The 15,558-nt window shown below is 70.6% G+C and carries 18 protein-coding genes; 10 read left to right on the forward strand and 8 right to left on the reverse strand.

The window, feature by feature from the left end; translation table 11 throughout:
• Positions 1 to 88 precede the first annotated feature (88 nt).
• On the forward strand, positions 89 to 2,914 hold the full coding sequence (locus KBX50_RS16710; RefSeq protein ID WP_210937941.1) for an AAA domain-containing protein: 2,826 nt from the start codon (positions 89 to 91) through the stop codon (positions 2,912 to 2,914).
• 68 nt (positions 2,915 to 2,982) lie between these two features.
• Here KBX50_RS16710 and KBX50_RS16715 read toward each other — a convergent pair whose 3' ends face one another.
• Together KBX50_RS16715 and KBX50_RS16720 are read right to left on the reverse strand one after the other, a co-directional pair.
• Positions 2,983 to 3,915 carry an HNH endonuclease gene (locus KBX50_RS16715; RefSeq protein ID WP_307870979.1) on the reverse strand — a complete coding sequence of 311 codons (933 nt, stop codon included), beginning with the start codon at positions 3,913 to 3,915 and terminating at the stop codon, positions 2,983 to 2,985.
• 70 nt (positions 3,916 to 3,985) lie between these two features.
• Positions 3,986 to 4,198, reverse strand: a complete 213-nt coding sequence (locus KBX50_RS16720; protein WP_210937992.1) for a winged helix-turn-helix domain-containing protein — start codon at positions 4,196 to 4,198, stop codon at positions 3,986 to 3,988.
• A gap of 132 nt (positions 4,199 to 4,330) precedes the next feature.
• Here KBX50_RS16720 and KBX50_RS16725 point away from each other — a divergent pair, with 132 nt between their 5' ends.
• On the forward strand, positions 4,331 to 4,609 hold the full coding sequence (locus KBX50_RS16725; RefSeq protein WP_307870980.1) for a DivIVA domain-containing protein: 279 nt from the start codon (positions 4,331 to 4,333) through the stop codon (positions 4,607 to 4,609).
• Between the two features lie 428 nt (positions 4,610 to 5,037).
• Complete coding sequence (locus KBX50_RS16730; protein WP_210937942.1) at positions 5,038 to 5,856, forward strand: HD domain-containing protein; 819 nt, start codon at positions 5,038 to 5,040, stop codon at positions 5,854 to 5,856.
• Positions 5,857 to 5,892: 36 nt separating this feature from the next.
• Here KBX50_RS16730 and KBX50_RS16735 read toward each other — a convergent pair whose 3' ends face one another.
• Positions 5,893 to 6,441 carry a hypothetical protein gene (locus KBX50_RS16735; protein WP_210937943.1) on the reverse strand — a complete coding sequence of 183 codons (549 nt, stop codon included), beginning with the start codon at positions 6,439 to 6,441 and terminating at the stop codon, positions 5,893 to 5,895.
• A gap of 153 nt (positions 6,442 to 6,594) precedes the next feature.
• Between KBX50_RS16735 and KBX50_RS16740 the strand changes: the two genes are divergently transcribed.
• Positions 6,595 to 7,803, forward strand: coding sequence for a MalY/PatB family protein (locus KBX50_RS16740; RefSeq protein ID WP_307870981.1), 1,209 nt, complete (start codon positions 6,595 to 6,597; stop codon positions 7,801 to 7,803).
• On the opposite strand, the gene KBX50_RS16745 is transcribed toward KBX50_RS16740, so the two are convergent.
• Complete coding sequence (locus KBX50_RS16745; protein ID WP_210937945.1) at positions 7,800 to 8,606, reverse strand: NAD(P)H-binding protein; 807 nt, start codon at positions 8,604 to 8,606, stop codon at positions 7,800 to 7,802. The two genes, KBX50_RS16740 and KBX50_RS16745, sit on opposite strands and share 4 nt — an antisense overlap.
• An 87-nt stretch (positions 8,607 to 8,693) precedes the next feature.
• On the opposite strand from KBX50_RS16745, the gene KBX50_RS32865 reads away from it, so the two are divergent.
• Positions 8,694 to 9,116 carry a helix-turn-helix domain-containing protein gene (locus KBX50_RS32865; protein WP_210937946.1) on the forward strand — a complete coding sequence of 141 codons (423 nt, stop codon included), beginning with the start codon at positions 8,694 to 8,696 and terminating at the stop codon, positions 9,114 to 9,116.
• Positions 9,117 to 9,174: 58 nt separating this feature from the next.
• Here the strand turns inward: KBX50_RS32865 and KBX50_RS16755 are convergent, their stop codons facing one another.
• Positions 9,175 to 9,654 (reverse strand): SRPBCC family protein, encoded by a 480-nt coding sequence (locus KBX50_RS16755; protein ID WP_210937947.1) that lies wholly within the window; start codon positions 9,652 to 9,654, stop codon positions 9,175 to 9,177.
• Between the two features lie 43 nt (positions 9,655 to 9,697).
• Here KBX50_RS16755 and KBX50_RS16760 point away from each other — a divergent pair, with 43 nt between their 5' ends.
• Entirely contained in the window at positions 9,698 to 10,057 is a 360-nt protein-coding gene (locus KBX50_RS16760) for a helix-turn-helix transcriptional regulator (protein ID WP_210937948.1), read from the forward strand.
• A 75-nt stretch (positions 10,058 to 10,132) separates the two neighbouring features.
• Complete coding sequence (locus tag KBX50_RS16765; RefSeq protein WP_210937949.1) at positions 10,133 to 10,645, forward strand: hypothetical protein; 513 nt, start codon at positions 10,133 to 10,135, stop codon at positions 10,643 to 10,645.
• 284 nt (positions 10,646 to 10,929) lie between these two features.
• On the opposite strand, the gene KBX50_RS16770 is transcribed toward KBX50_RS16765, so the two are convergent.
• Both KBX50_RS16770 and KBX50_RS16775 read right to left on the reverse strand, forming a co-directional pair.
• A complete protein-coding gene (locus KBX50_RS16770; RefSeq protein ID WP_210937950.1) occupies positions 10,930 to 11,376 on the reverse strand; it encodes a hypothetical protein in 447 nt (148 codons plus the stop codon).
• Positions 11,377 to 11,409: 33 nt separating this feature from the next.
• The gene (locus KBX50_RS16775) at positions 11,410 to 11,916 is read right to left on the reverse strand and encodes a MarR family winged helix-turn-helix transcriptional regulator (protein WP_210937951.1); all 507 of its coding nucleotides are present in this window, start codon (positions 11,914 to 11,916) and stop codon (positions 11,410 to 11,412) included.
• A gap of 131 nt (positions 11,917 to 12,047) precedes the next feature.
• On the opposite strand from KBX50_RS16775, the gene KBX50_RS16780 reads away from it, so the two are divergent.
• Together KBX50_RS16780 and KBX50_RS16785 are read left to right on the forward strand one after the other, a co-directional pair.
• Positions 12,048 to 13,019, forward strand: a complete 972-nt coding sequence (locus KBX50_RS16780) for an aldo/keto reductase (RefSeq protein ID WP_210937952.1) — start codon at positions 12,048 to 12,050, stop codon at positions 13,017 to 13,019.
• 65 nt (positions 13,020 to 13,084) lie between these two features.
• Positions 13,085 to 14,176, forward strand: a complete 1,092-nt coding sequence (locus KBX50_RS16785; RefSeq protein ID WP_210937953.1) for a Gfo/Idh/MocA family protein — start codon at positions 13,085 to 13,087, stop codon at positions 14,174 to 14,176.
• Between the two features lie 123 nt (positions 14,177 to 14,299).
• Here KBX50_RS16785 and KBX50_RS16790 read toward each other — a convergent pair whose 3' ends face one another.
• Entirely contained in the window at positions 14,300 to 14,689 is a 390-nt protein-coding gene (locus tag KBX50_RS16790) for a nuclear transport factor 2 family protein (protein WP_247673848.1), read from the reverse strand.
• An 80-nt stretch (positions 14,690 to 14,769) separates the two neighbouring features.
• On the opposite strand from KBX50_RS16790, the gene KBX50_RS16795 reads away from it, so the two are divergent.
• Positions 14,770 to 15,537 (forward strand): helix-turn-helix domain-containing protein, encoded by a 768-nt coding sequence (locus KBX50_RS16795; protein ID WP_210937955.1) that lies wholly within the window; start codon positions 14,770 to 14,772, stop codon positions 15,535 to 15,537.
• Positions 15,538 to 15,558: the final 21 nt, after the last annotated feature.

The following is a 15,558-nucleotide window of genomic DNA, read 5'->3' on the forward strand; positions in this document are numbered from 1 at the left end:
CACCGCGCGACGGCCCCGGTCCTCGGTGCGCGGCCGCGTCCACCGACCCGAGCACGATCGTGATCGCGTACGGCAGAATCTGCGGGCGATGCACGCGGCGACCATCCTCACCGCGCTCGCCGACCTGGCCCCGGCCGGTGCCGAGCGGATCCTCGACGTGACCGGAACCGGCCGACCGCTGGTCTGGCTGCCGGAACCGCACCGAGGCCCCCGCGGCGCGCGACTGGACCGGCTCGCCGCGCTGGACGCCCTGCACCGCGACGAACGGATCCTCCGCCTCGGGCTGGCCTTCCTCGTCGGCACAGCCGACCTGGACGGCGCGCGGCGACGGATCCGACTGCCGCTGCTGGCCCAGCCGGTACGCCTGCAACGCGGCCGGCGCGATTACCGGGTCGTGCCGGCCGGTGACCTCGAACTGACCCCGCTCATCGAGGACCGGGAACTCGCGGCCCGGCTGGAGGCCGCACCGGGGCTGGCCGGGCCCGGCTGGCTGACGGCCCCCGGCACCACCGCCTGGATCACGGCGGCGGCCGAGGCCGCAGGGGTGAAGGTGACCACGGTCCGGTCGCGACCGCCGCGCGGCAACGACGACGACGTCACCGGGGTCGCCGCGGCAGCGCTCTTCGTGACCCGTGACGTGTTCGCCGGTCGCCTCCGCGACACCCTGTTGAGCTGGGCGAGCCGTCCCGGGCTGGCGGATTCCGCCCTGAGCCGGCTCTATCTCGGCACCGACGGCGACGCGGATCCGGTCGCAGACGGCAGACCCAGCGACGAGGGCGAGGTGCTGTCGCCCCTGCCGCTGAACGAGGCGCAGCGGGACGTGATCCGGCGGACTCGGACGGCACCCGTGGTGGTGGTCTCCGGCGCGCCGGGCAACGGCAAGAGCCACGCTCTGGTCGCCGCCGCGTTGGACACCGTGGCTCGCGGTGGGTCGGTACTGGTGGCGACGCAGTCGACCCACGCCGCGGAGGTGCTGGGGGAACTGCTGCGCCGGCATCCGGGCCCGCCGCCGGTGCTCTTCGGCGACGCCGAGCGGCGCGGAACCATCGCCACCGAACTCGCCGGTGGCGTCGCCGTCGGCCTGGACGACGCACAGCTGCGCCACGACACCAGCGCCGTGTCGGCCGCCCGTGACCGGGCCGACGGGGTCCGGGCCGGCATCGCCGCCGCGCTGGAGCAGGAACGCCTGGCCGCCACCCTGCCCGACTGGCAACCACTGCTGCCCGCCCTGAGCCACGACGCCCCGGCGGTGTTCGAGCCGGACAGCGACCTCGACGCGATCCGCGCTGTCCTGCACGCCGCGAGCCGGAGCGGCGACGGCTGGTGGTCCCGGTGGCGCCGGTCCCGTGCCGCCCATCGACTCCACCGGCTCACCGGCGCCGGCCCCGCCGTACCCATGTCCCAGCTACGGGCGGCCGTGGATGCCGCGCAGGCCGTACGTGCCGCCGCCCAACTGTCCGCAAGTGGCGGCACGGACCTGACCGCCGCCTGGCGGGCGCTGGCCGATGCGGACGTCGCGCTCGCGCAGGCGGTCGGCACGGCGCTGCGGAACCAGACCGCCAGCGCGCGACGATGGACCGGGGACGCCCGGCGCGCCGCCAGCGGTCTGGGTACCGCCCTGCGGGCCGGACGCAACCGCCGCCGGGAGCTGCTCGCCACGCTGGACGCCGAAGCGTTGGTCCGGGCACTGCCCCTGTGGGTGGGCACGGTGGCCGACGTCGAGGATCTGCTGCCACCGGCGGCCGGCATGTTCGATGTGGTGGTGCTCGACGAGGCGGCGCACATCGATCAACTGCGAGCCGCTCCGGTGCTGGCCCGGGCCCGCCGGGCGCTGGTCGCCGGCGACCCACGGCAGCTACGGTTCGTCTCCTTCGTCGCGGACGCCGACGTGACCGCGACGCTGCACCGGCACGGCCTGGACCGCTACGCCGACCGGCTCGACGTACGCCGGGCCAGCGCCTTCGACGTGGCGGCCGGAGCCGCACCCGTGACCTGGCTCGGTGAACACCACCGCTGCGCGCCGCACCTGATCGGCTTCTCCGCCCGCCGGTTCTACGACGACCGGCTGGAACTGGTCACCCGGCACCCGGGCAACGAACGGGCCGACGCGATCGACGTGGTGCCGGTCGCCGGTGCCGCCGTCGTCGACGGCGTGAACCAGGCCGAGGTGGCGACCGTGCTCGACCTGGTCGCCACCCTCGCGGCCCGCCCCCCGCAGGGCGGCGTCGCGGTGATCAGCCCGTTCCGAGCGCAGGCCGACGCGGTGGAGGCGGCGCTGCTTTCGGCGTACGACGTCGACGAGATCGAACGGTTGGGCCTGCGTACCGGGACGGTGCACGCGTTCCAGGGCAGCGAGGCGGACGTGGTGATCGCCACGCTCGGGCTGGTCGACGACGACCCGCCGGCACGGCACCGGTTCGTCGCCGAACCGAACCTGTTCAATGTCCTGGTCACCCGGGCCAGGAAGCAGCTCACCGTGGTCACGTCGCTCCAAGCCCCCGAGGGCATCATCGGCGACTATCTCCGGTACGCCGAACAACCGCTGGACGCCACGTACGCCGGGCCGCCGGACACGACCTACACCGGGCCGCCGGGCACGACCGGGGCGGGAGCCGCCGAGCCGGCCCCTTGGATCCGGGCGCTCGCCGTCGAGCTGACCCGGATCGGACTGACCGTACGGCCCGACTACCCCGTCGGCCGCTGGCGGGTCGACCTGTGCGTCGGCGACGACGGGCCGGTCGGATTGTTGTGCGGCGTGCACCCGGACGGTGTGGCCGCGCACGTGGAACGGCAGCGCACCCTCACCCGGGCCGGCTGGCGACTGTACGACGCGTTCGCCAGCCACTGGTCCGACGACCCGATCCGCGCCGCCCTCGACCTCGCCACCCGCATCCGCGACGACGCTCACCGGTAGCCGAATCTGATGTGCGCGAACCATGCGGCCAGCATCGCAGTCGTCCTGCTGGACCACGTGAGCCGTGATCAGACAGCTTTAAAGACGGTGTCCAGGTGCCATTCGAGGTACTCGGCTTTGGGTCGGTCGGTCCGTCGCTCCGGAAGCGCAATGGACGTCCCGGCCCTCGCGTAGAACTGGTCGCCATTGCCGAATTCACTACGCAATCGAGGGCTGACCATCAATCGGAACTTGGGGTCCACGCCCAGATATCCCCGGTCGAAGAGGATATGCACGTCCGACTTGAGCAGCAGTCCATTGTCGATCCGGTGCTCCCCGCCCTGCGGGAGCGGCCGGATGTGAGCCGCCTGCAACACCGGCTGGACCTTGTTACCGGTGATGGCGCAACGCCGTCCGTAGGCACCCAGCACCACGGCTTTGAACGACTGCTGACCAAGGCGCTGCGGCACGAGGCGCGGGTCACCGTAAACCGGCCCGGGCCGATGCCAGGGCTCGCTGAAGTCCACGTCGATGGCCATCCCCAGGAGGCGGTGCAACAGGACGTCGAAGTACCCGGCCGCGGACGGGTCGGCGAGGTCGTACGTCTTGCCCTGTACCACGTTGGACGCGAACCCCGGTGGTGGGCCAACCGCCGAGTTATCGGGGAAAAAGACGCTGTCGCGGACGAAGATGCAGCCGATCACCGGATCCTCGTCGAGCCCTATCGGCTGCTTGCGGTACCGGCCGACGCTGCGACGCATTTCATCCAAGCTGGCGACACCGTTGGCTTCGCCGAACAACTCCCACGCCTCGGAAATCCTCAGCCGAGCGAAACCGCTGAAGAAGCCTCCGCCAACGACCTGGTTGAGGGGGTAGTGCGCCTTGAAAAAGAAGGGTTCGCCGGGCGTCAGGGCACGAAAACCGCCGCCGGAGGGTCGCCAGAAGTTGACCTCGTTGAGGCCAGGACGCTTAGCCAGGAACCGGTACCACTTCTCGTCCGTCACGCCGACGAAAGCCTTCACATCGGTCAGACTGCACCGGCCTTGATCTCCCCGCTACCCTCCCAACGGTCGGTTCCGACGGACGCCGACGTCAGGGCTCGCGCATCCAGGTCTTCGGATCGGTGACGAAGACACCCTTGCCCTGCTGCCGCCGGATCACCCGCAGGGCTTCGAGTCGGGCGTAGGCCATCTGCACGGTCCCGTGACTTACGTCGTAGGTCGCGCGCAGTTCGGCGATCGAGGGCAGCCTGTCCCCCGGCTTCAACCTCTTGGACTTGACGTCGGCGATCACATCATCGGCGATGCGCCAGCTCTGTCGTCGTACCGCCGAACTGGGCTGCGGCGGCCGAGCGGGCGGGCCGTGCGGACGCCGGCCACGCACGGCCCGCCCTTCCAGCGGCACCGCACCTTCGCGGGCCTGATACGGAGGATCCACGTGGCTCAGGTGTATCGAGGTGGCCGGCCACTCGGGACCGGCCACCCGACCAGGTTGACACCGCACGAGGTACGCACCCACACGTTCGACCCGCGCCGCCGTGGGGTCGACCCCGATCAGGTACGCGAGTTCCAGGCCACGGTCGCCGACGAGCTGGCCGACCTGCACCGGCAGTTCCGTACGGTCGCCCAGGAGAACGAGCGGCTCAAGCGGGCCCTGCGCGACTGGCAGTCGATGCACGCCCGGCTCTGCCGACCGCCGAACCAGGGCCGCCGGTGACCGCGCGCCCGACCCCTGGCGACCTGCTCCGGATCGACGGTCGCGCCTCGGTGCAGTTCGCCGGTGGTCGGGCGCTGACCCTGCGCGTCGTCTCGGTCAGCGACCGCCACGCGTACGACGGGTGGATCTGGTTGACCGGGTACGTCATCGACCGGCGCGGCAACGCCACCGCCAAACGTGAGGTCCACGCCCAACTCGCCGGCCTCCGCGCTGCCTCGGGAGCCGCTTCGCGCAGACGTGTTCGAGGTGCGATCCGCACTGTGGATAACTCCCACACTCCGCCGCCATCTGCTACGAGGGCGGGCCATCCCTTGATCGTGGCAGTGCGGCTGTTTAAATGTCGGCGTGTTGAGCAGCCGCACTGCCACGTCCAAGCAGAGCGATTGGTGAGGGCGGCGGAGGTGGGGGTGGTCCGATATAAGGGACGGATGGACTTGCCGCCGTATCTGGCCACGATGCCGATGCACGCGATCACCGAGATGCACGGCGAGGCCGGGCTGCGGGAGCGGTTCCGGCTGGAGATCGAGGAGTACGGCGACGAGGAGCGGCAGCGGCTCGACGAGGCGTTGGAGCTGGCCGCGTGGCTGCATCGCGATGATCGGCGGTCCCGGGAGCCGTACGTCAATCATCTGCTCCGGGTGGCGATCCGGATGCTGCACCACTACCAGGTACGCGACGTCGACGTGATCGTCGCCGGGCTGCTGCACGACGCGGTCGAGGACCATCCGGCCGAGCTGGTCGACGGCGGGGACCCCAGGAGTGGCGGGGAGCTGGGTGGCGGAGAGCCCAGGAGCGGCGGAGATTTCAGGAGCGGTGGGGAGCCGAGCAGCGGTGGGGACGACGTTGAGGATCCGACCGACGCGGCGTTGGGGGTGCTGGCCGAGCGGTTCGGGGCGCGGGTGGCGCGGCTGGTCGCGGCGGTCACCAACCCGCCGTGGGATCCCGGACGCGACCGGTACGAGCAGTACCGGGAGCATGTCGCGGCCAGTCTCGAACGGGAGCCGTGGGCGCGGGTCATCAAGGTCTCCGACTTCACGGACAACGGCGTCGGAGTGATCCATTCTGTCGGCCCGAAGGTCGAATCGTCGGCCCGCAAGTACCGCCCGTTGGTGCCGGTGTACCGGGACCTCGTCACCCGCGGCGACACTCCCCTGTCCGAGCCGGTGAAGCAACACATCCTGGATCAGCTCGACCTGGCCGAGCAGCGGTTCAGCGCGATCCTCGACCAGCCCGCCCACCCCGCCTGAGCAGCACCGCCCGAGCCCGCAGGCTGCGGCCGGCTGTCACCGTTCGGCCGGGGTTCCGGTGTGTGGTGCGGTCGGCACGTTGAGTCTGCTCACCAGCAGTTCGGCCTGGGCCACCGAGCCGCCGCCGACCCCGAGTCCGCCACGGGCGGCATGGTAGAACGCGTCGCGTGCCTCGTTGGCCCGGTGCAGCAACGTGGCCCGGTCGGCATCGGCCTGCCCGTCCCGGGCCAGCCGCTCGACCTCCCAGACGCGGTCCCGCCAGGCTCGCGCCGCCGTCACCGTCGGCGCGTCGCCGAGCAGCAGCACGTTTTCCCAGGCCAGGGTGTGCCGGAAGTCGGCCTCCGCGAGCGCGGCGAGCGCCGCGTCCCGGTCGACGTGGCCGCCGATCAGTCGGCTGGCGATGGTGTGGGTCTCCTTGAGCACGCGGGCGAATTCGGCGTACGCGTCGAGCCGGCGCTCGTCCCAGCGCACCGTCTGGTTGCGTCGCCACCGCGACCGGTCGGCCAGCGAGGTGGCGACGATCGTGCCGATGGTGCCGACCAGCACACCGAGTAGTGCCGGTAGCTGCGCAGCGAGACTGTCCATGGCCGCACAGCCTGGCAGCAGCCGGCAGCCATCGTCCACTCGTCGGCAGTGGATCCGCGATGGGTACGATGCGGTGATCTAGGACCACTCCGATAGGAGCCCGATGGCCAGCCCGGATCCCGTGGCCGCAAGCCCTGATCGACCGTGCCGATGGTGAATCCGCTGACCCAGCTCTCCCTGGGCGAACTGCGACGACGCACCAGCGTCAAGTGGCGCCAGTACGCCGATGACGTGCTGCCCCTGTGGGTGGCCGAGATGGATGTGCCGTTGGCCGCGCCGGTCGCCGAGGCGCTGCACGACGCGGTCGGGCGTGGTGACACCGGATATGCCTACGGCACGGGGTACGCCGAGGCGCTCGCCGACTTCGCGGCCCGCCGGTGGGGGTGGTCCGACCTGGCGGTCGACCGCACCGCCCTGGTCCCGGACGTGATGCTCGGCATCGTCGAGGTGCTCCGACTGCTGACCGCTCCCGGCGACGCGGTCGTGGTCTGCGCACCGGTCTACCCGCCGTTCTACGCCTTCGTCAGCCACGCCGACCGGCGGGTGATCGAGGCGCCGCTCGGTGCGGACCAGCGGATGGACCTGGCGGCGCTGGGCGAGGCCTTCCGCCGGGCCCGTGCGGACGGCCGCCGAGCGGTGTTCCTGATGTGCAACCCGCACAACCCGACAGGTGTGGTGCACCGCCGGGACGAACTCGAAGCGGTCGCCGACCTTGCCGGCCGCTACGGGGTACGGGTGGTCTCCGACGAGATCCACGCCCCGCTGGTGCTGTCCGGGGCGCGGTTCACGCCGTACCTCACGGTGTCCGGCGCCGAGGACGCGCTGGCTGTGCTGTCCGCCTCCAAGGCGTGGAACCTGGCCGGGCTGAAGTCGGCGCTGGTGGTGGCGGGCCGGCACGCGGTCGCCGACCTGCGGCGGATGCCGGAGGAGGTCGGCCACGGGCCGAGTCACCTGGGCGTCATCGCGCACACCGCCGCCTTCCGCGACGGCGGCGAATGGCTGGACCGCCTGCTGACCGGTCTCGACCGCAACCGCGAGCTGCTGGGGGTGTTGCTGGCCCGGCACGCCCCGGCCATCCGGTACCACCGCCCCGAGGGCACCTACCTGGCCTGGTTGGACTGCACCGCGCTGCGCATCGACACCGGCCCGGTCGGCGACGAGCCGGGCGTGGTGACCGACATCGCCGGGCCGGCGAGGCTGTTCCTCGACCGTGCACGGGTCGCCCTCAGCTCCGGGCACGTCTTCGGCACCGGCGGTGCCGGCTTCGTACGGCTCAACTTCGCCACCTCGCCGGACATCCTGACCGAGGCGGTGACCCGGATGGGACGCGCCGTCGCCGAGCACCACGCGACGGCCAGTTAGGGCTGCGTAGCGGCGGTGGCGTTCGCGGCGACGGCGAGCGGGGCGATAGGCGATCGATCGAGGAGTTGACCGAGGTCGGGGCTGGTGTTGTCGAGGAAGCCGTGCCGCACGCTGGTGGCGATCGAGGCGAGCATCGGCGGCTGGAACGGCAGGAGGCTGTCATCGGCGAGTAGCTGTGCGCGGTACTCGTCCAGCCCGATCGTGCGGTGTGTGACTCCGAGACGCCCGGCGATCCCGGCGGCGGTGATCGGGGTGCCGACCAGGTCGTAGATCCTGCCGGCGTGCGCGGTCGGGTGGCTCGCCACGACCGCCGCAGCGGCGGCCAGGTCCGCCCGCGCCACCGCGCAGAGCGCACCGTCGCCGAACGCCGATTCCAGTCCGTCGGGCACCCAGGTCAGCAGCGCACCGAAGAGTTCGGCGTAGAGCCCGTTGCGCAGGATGGTCCATCCGAGCCCGCTGGCTCTGATCATTCGCTCGGTGGCGCGATGGGCGAGCGCGAAGCAGAGGTGATCCCCGGCACCGGTCAGGCTGGTGTAGACCACGTGGCGGACGCCGTCGCGGACGGCGGCGTCGATAACAGCCCGGTGACGGACGATCACCCGGTCGTCCTCGGCGTACCCGGCCGAGACGAGGACCAGAATCGAGACCCCGGTGAGGTCGAGGCTCGCGGGTTCGTCGAAGTCGAGGCGACGTTGTGCGGCCGAGGGGGTGCGGCTGGCGCCCAAAGCTGGCACGTCTCGCCCGGCCAGTTCGCGCAGGGTGAGAGAGGCCAGTTGTCCGTTCGCGCCCGTCACCATGATCATTGCGGTTGAGTCTCCCACTGTGGTTCTTTTCAGTAACTACAGTGGAATCCTGAATCGGCCACGGTCGGCCCACAAGGAGGCAGTTTCGTGTCACCGACGCACACGGAGGTAACCCACGGCGCCGCCGCACTCGAACCCTGTGGGCAGGCGGATCATCCCGACTGCGGGATCCGCGACGTCCTCGACCGGATCGGCGACAAGTGGTCGGTTCTCGTGATCGTCGAACTCGCCAGCGGACCGCGGCGTTTCCGGCAACTCCAACGCGCCATCGACGGGATCTCCCAACGGATGCTGACCCTCACGGTGCGCCGGTTGGAGCGAGACGGGCTCGTGCGTCGTACCGTCTATCCCACCGTCCCCGCCTGGGTCGACTACCGCCTCACCGAGACCGGCGCGAGCCTCACCCACCTCGTCAAGGCACTCACCGACTGGTCACTCCAGCACCGCGACACCATCGCCCAGGCCCGACAGGACTACGACGGCGAACACCCCGGCCACGAAATCCGCTGACCGAGGCAGCGTCATCGACGCGCCGGCCCGGTGGGCGTGGCCGGCCGGCGCGGCACGGTCAGACGAAGAACCCTTCACGCAGGTTGATGCCGTGTTCCAGCCACGCCTTCAGGCAGCAGAGCATCTGGGTCCAGCCCTGGCAGTTGCCGTACGAGGCCGCCTGGCCTTCGGGGGTGGGCCGCCACCCCTGCTCGGCGATGGTGACCAGGGTCCGATCGTCACCGAGTGACTCGAACTCCAGGGTGACGGTGGTGAAGTAGGAGGCACCGGCGACCGGTGCGTCGTTCGTGGACTGGGCGCCATCGGCCGCCTCCCAGCGCAGCACGATCCGCCGGTCCTGTTCCACCTCGACCACCTCGACCGGGAAGGCGCCGGGGAAGTCGGCGAAATCCCAGCTGACGGTGGCGCCGGTGACCAGTCGGCCCTTCGCGCCACCGGTGGTGAAGTACCGGGAGAGCTGGTCGGGATCGACCACCGCCTCGAACACCTCGTGCACCGGACGGCTGATCCGCCCGGCGATCTTGAATCGCAGGTCCATGGCGGTCCCCTCTCGCGTCGTCGACATGTTATAGCTTTATAACATGTCGAGTCGTCGTGGCGATCGCGCCAGCCCGGAACAGGTCGACGAGGACCGGGTTTTCAAGGCGCTGGCGTCGTCGACCCGGCGGCAGCTCCTCGACGCGCTCAAGGACCAGGCCCGGACCACCGGTGAACTCTGCGAACGGTTCCCGCACCTGGACCGCTGCACGGTCATGCAGCACCTGCGGGTGCTGGAGGCGGCCGGGCTGGTCATCGTCCAGCGCAAGGGACGCGAGCGGTGGAACCATCTCGACCCGCTACCGATCAAGCACATCCACGACCGGTGGATCGGCGACTACGCCAGCGCCGCGGTGGGCATGCTGGCCACGCTCAAGAACGACCTGGAAAGCCGTACGCCGTAGTCGCGGCAGCGGTCGGCGACGCGGAGCCGACGGCCCCTCTGGGCAATTCGGCAGCGTGCGGCGAAGATGGGTACGGTGACTGTCGTACGTGGCCTTGACTTCGATGTGTCCCGGGCCCTCGGGGCCGTCGCGGCGCTCCTGACCGGACCGATACCGTCCGCCAGCAGCCCCACCTTGATCGAATCCGACCCGCACACCAGCGAATGGGCGGCCACCCGTGCCGCCGGCTTCGTGCTCCTGCCGCTCTGGGAGGGACCGGATCTCACCGGCCTGCGCGACCCTGAGTGGACCGAGCAGCTGGAGGCCGGCGACCGGCACCTGGCCACTCTGACCCGAGCCTTGGACGAGCAGTGGGGCCCGCACCGCGTGCGTACCGTCGATTACCTCCTGCGGAACCCGCAGGCGGACCGTCCGCCGGTCTACGAAGCGCTGCTGCGTCAGGACCTCTACGGCGATCTGCGCGTCTGGGCACCCGACGAGGCGCCGGCCCGGCAGCTCGCCCTCGTCCTCGGGCACAGCGACGGCGACCAACCCCTCAGCCTCGCCGGGCTGGTCACCGCCGGCGCGATCCCCGAACTGCCCGACTGAACGGCATCCGCAGCCTGCCGATCGGTGACCTGCCGACCAATTTGTCGATCTCGTCGGCGCCTGCCGGCGGCGGCGGGCGCCACCACCGCCCAGAACAGCGCCTGGGTGAGCGCGACGACCACGCGCGCCCAGAGCAGCACCTGGTGGTCGCGGGCGGCGGCCGAGACCAGCGTGGCGATGACCAGCACGCTCAGCAGGCGACGACGCGGCACCCGCGGGGTCACGTACGTCAGCGGAACGGAGACGATCGCGGCGATGCGGCTGTCACCGGCTCCGGTGGCCCTTCACGACCGTGTCCGGGGGCTGTTCCCGTTGTCGGAGACCGGCATCCCGCGCCGTGGCGTGACTGACGCGACTGCGGCCGCACCGAGGATCAGGGCCGGAATCACGAAATAGACGCCGTCACCGAGGCCGAGAAGCAGCCCCCAGGCCAGCATCACGATCGCCGCCAGCGTCGTCGCGACACCGACGACGCGGCCCGCCAGCTCTGCGCCGAGCGGCACCAGGGCCACGACCGTCGGCACGCCCAGCAGATAACCCGCGGCGGCGCCGCTGTCCGACACGGTGGCGGGCAGCATGGCGATGGCGATCCCCAGCGTCGCCCCGAGCGCGAGCAGTCGTAACGACCGGCCCAGGGCGTACGGTGTGGCGCGCCGACGGCCCAGGTGGACGAGCGCAGCCACCGCGATGAACAACGCCAGCCCTCCGCCGACGATGGCAGCGACGTTCATGACGATTCCTCCACTTCCCTCAGTTGCCCTCGGTCAGGACGGCGCCGCGCGGCTGATGGCGGCCTCGACCGCGGCGCCGATGCGACTCAGCGCTGCCAACTCGCGAGGTCCGAGCTGATCAATCAGGTATTCCCGGACCGCCGCGACGTGCCCCGGCGCTGCGGCGACGACCACCTCGTAGCCCGCCTCGGTCAGCACGGCGTTGGTACGCCGACCGGCGCCGGGGACCCGGGCTCGGGTTAGCAGCCCGCGCTTCTCCAGCCGCTCGACGACGTGCGACAGGCGGGACAGCGACGCCGCCGTGCGGGCGGCGAGACGGCTCATCTGCATCGTGCGCTCGGGCTCCTCGGAGAGCACCGAGAGCACCATGTACTCGAAGAAGGTCAGCTGGGACTCGCGTTGCATCCGCGCGTCCAGGGCAGCCGGCAGGCTGATCATGATTGCGGAGTTGGCCAGCCATGCCGCCCGCTCGTCATCATTCAGCCACCGTGTTCCGGCAACTGGTCCGGTGGGTCCTTCCGCCGCCTCATTCTTGGCCATGACGCCACGATACAAAGCAGCTTGTTGACGCTTCAAGTTCGAGGGTGTAGAACTTGAAGCGTCAAGTTCAGCCGGGTGTGGCTCCTCGGAGCACGGGCCGGCCGCCAACCTCAGGAAGGAAGGACCACGTGATGCGCACCACAACGCTGGGAGGCCTCCAGGTCTCCCGCATCGGGCTCGGGGCCATGGGCATGTCGGCCTTTTACACGGGTGCCGGCCGGGACGAAGCCGGGTCGATCCGCACCATCCACCGCGCGCTGGACCTCGGCGTCACGCACCTGGACACCGCCGAGGCGTACGGGCCGTACGTCAATGAGGAGTTGGTGGGTCGCGCGGTCAAGGGCCGCCGGGACGAGGTCGTCCTGGCCACCAAGTTCGGCCTCGTCTCCCACACCGGCAGACCAGGACCGGACAGCACCCCTGCCAGCATCCGCGCGGCGGTGGACGGGTCGCTGCGGCGGCTCGGGACCGATCACATCGATCTGTACTACCAGCACCGGGTCGACCGCGACACACCCATCGAAGAGACGGTGGGAGCGTTGCGCGAGCTTGTCGCCGCCGGCAAGGTGCGCCACATCGGGCTCTCGGAGGCGTCCGAGACGACGATCCGACGGGCTCACGCGGTTCATCCGTTGGCCGCGGTCCAGACGGAGTACTCGCTGTGGACCCGCGACCCCGAGGCCGACGTGCTGCCCGCATTGCGTGAGCTCGGGATCGGCTTCGTGCCCTACGCACCGCTCGGGCACGGCTTCCTCACCGGCGACATCCGCTCCCTCGACGGCCTGGACGCCAACGACTGGCGACGCACCAATCCCCGGTTCACCGGCGACAACCTCACCCGCAACCTCCGCATCGTGGACGAGGTCAACGACATCGCCAGCCAGGTGGGTGCCACGCCCGCGCAGATCGCTCTGGCCTGGCTCCTCGCGCAGGGCGAGGGGATCGCGCCGATTCCGGGCACCAGGCGGATCGACCGGCTCGAGGAGAACTGCGCCGCCGACAACATCCGACTCACCGCCGACCAGGTCGCCCGGCTGAACAACCTCTCCCCGGCGTCCGGCGATCGCCACGCCGAGTCCGACATGGCCGCCATCAACGGCTGAACGGGACAGACATACATCCAGCGGCCGCGCCACGGTCGCAGGTCAACGAAGGGATACCGCACATCATGCCGAGCAAGGCGATTCGGGTAGGCATCATCGGTGCGGACACGAAGGCCAGTTGGGCCGGGGCAGCACACATCCCCGCACTCGCGGCACAACCGCAGTTCGTCCTGGCTGCCGTGGCCACCCGTCACGAGCAGAGCGCCCGCGCGGCCGCCGACGTCTTCGGCGCCGAGCGTTGGTACGCCGATCCCCTGGAACTCATCCACGATCCGTCGATCGACCTCGTCACCGTGGCGGTGAAGGTCCCGGCCCACCGCGACCTCGTGCTCCCCGCCCTGGCCGCGAAGAAGGCCGTGTACGCCGAATCGCCGCTGGGAGCCGGCGTCGCGCAGACGGAGGAGATGGCTGACGCGGCCGGAGGGCTGCACACCGCGATCGGCCTCCAGGGGCGGCTCAACCCCTCGGTGCGCCGCGCCGCAGAGATCGTCAAGGCGGGGCGACTCGGGCGGCTGCTCTCGGCTCGGGTCGCCGCGACGACGTTCGGAAACGGACCCGAGTCGGTGAGCGCGTACGAGTACTTCGACAAGGCCGCGTCGGGCGCCGGATTCCTGCCGATCGCGGCGGGCCACGTGCTGGACGTGGTCGAGGCGGTCCTCGGCGCCATCACCGAGATCGACGCGCGTACGGAACTCCTCTGGCCGGAGGTGAAGCTGGTGGACACCGGCGCCATCTCCGTCCGCGAGGTGCCGGACCATCTCGATGCCATCGTCAAGACCGCTTCGGGCGCCACCACGGGAGTGCAGATCCTGGCTGGCGTGGCCCCGACGGACGCCGCCTTCAGCCTGGAGGTCCGCGGCTCGGACGGCTGGCTGAGACTGGCCGGCAACCACCCGGCGGGCGTCCAGGTCGGCGACCTCACGCTGTCGTCGAGCGTCGATTTCGCCACACCCGACCGTCCCGTCGCCACCGGCACCGGCCCGACCGCCGCAGAGATCTGGACCGGCGCGGCCATCAACGTGGGCGAGGTGTACGCCAGCCTGGCGCGCGACATCAGCAACGGAACCCACCACACCCCCGGCTTCGAACACGCCGCCCACAACAGCCGCCTCATCGCCAGAGTCGAGCGGGCCGCACGAACCGGCATCCGCCAGTAGGGCCGACGGTCGACGGGAGGCGACGGCGACCGTCCATCGGCCGGGCAGCAGCAGCGAGGCAGCGCGATCCAGGGGTTCGCCCCTGGATCGCGCCGTTCGTACGCGTTGAACCGTCGGTTACGGTCAGCGCTGGGCCGGTTCCCACCACATCAGATTCGCGGCAACCTGAGCGACCGGCTCGATGATCTCCCACCCTTCGGCGATCAGCCCGTCGTCGATCCGCCAGATGTCGACGACCGCGATCTCCGACCCGGTGTCCGGAAGCCAGCGTCGCGAGTACACCACGACGTGATTGCCGTCGGCCAGCACCTGATGAATCTCGACCCGCATGCCGGCGAGCGGCACCAGCGCGACGCGGACGGCGGCGAGCCACTCCCCCTTGGTCGATGTGATCGAACCCGGCCGGTGGTGCACGAAGTCGTCACTCAGCAGGTGGGCGAGGGCGTCGACGTCACCTGTCTCGATCAGCCCGGCCAGCGCCCGTTGGACGATGGTCTTGTTCTCCGTGGTCATGGCCGCAGTGTTTCCGCATCCGCGACGCCTGTCGATGACATCGGATGTCATGGCGCCCGGCCCATCGATGAGTACGCTCCATGATCGTGTACACCGTCGGGGAACTTCTACGACAGTGGCGACAACGCCGGGGACTCAGCCAACTCGATCTCGCCATCGCCGCGGACGTCTCGGCCCGTCACGTCAGCCTGGTCGAGACGGGCAGATCCAAACCGAGCGCCAACATGATCCTCCGGCTCGCCGCTCAGCTCCACGTGCCGCTACGCGATCGCAATCGGCTCCTGCTCGCCGGTGGCTTCGCACCCCGCTACACCGAGCGTCCACTCGACGACGATGCACTGACAGCCGCCCACCACGCGATCCGCCGGGTGATCCGCGCACACGAGCCCTATCCAGCGGTGGTCTTCGACCGCCGATGGAACATCGTGATGACCAACCGCGCCGTCGAACCGTTCTTCGCACAGGTGGCTCCCGACCTGCTGCGGCCACCGGTCAACCTGGTACGGCTGGGACTGCACCCACGCGGGCTCGGCCGCCTGGTCGTCAACCTGGCCGACGTGCGCGCGGTGTTCCGCACCCGGATCTCACGCCAACTCGCCACCGCTCCCGACCCTGACCTCACCGCGCTCTACGAGGAACTCCTGGCGCCCGGGCCCGACGAGGCGCCAGGTCAACGGTTCGACGCCGACGTCGTGATCCCGATGATCCTCAACGTTGACGGGCGGGAACTGCGACTGTTCTCGACCATCACCACATTCGGCACCCCGATGGACATCACCATCGACGAGATCGCGATCGAGTCCTACTACCCGGCAGACGCGGAGAGCGCCGCCTACTTCACCGGGTAACGTGCCTCCGGTCCGGCCACG

The sequence above is a fragment of the Micromonospora sp. C51 genome (assembly GCF_018070435.1).
In the GTDB taxonomy this organism is placed as follows: domain Bacteria; phylum Actinomycetota; class Actinomycetes; order Mycobacteriales; family Micromonosporaceae; genus Micromonospora; species Micromonospora sediminimaris.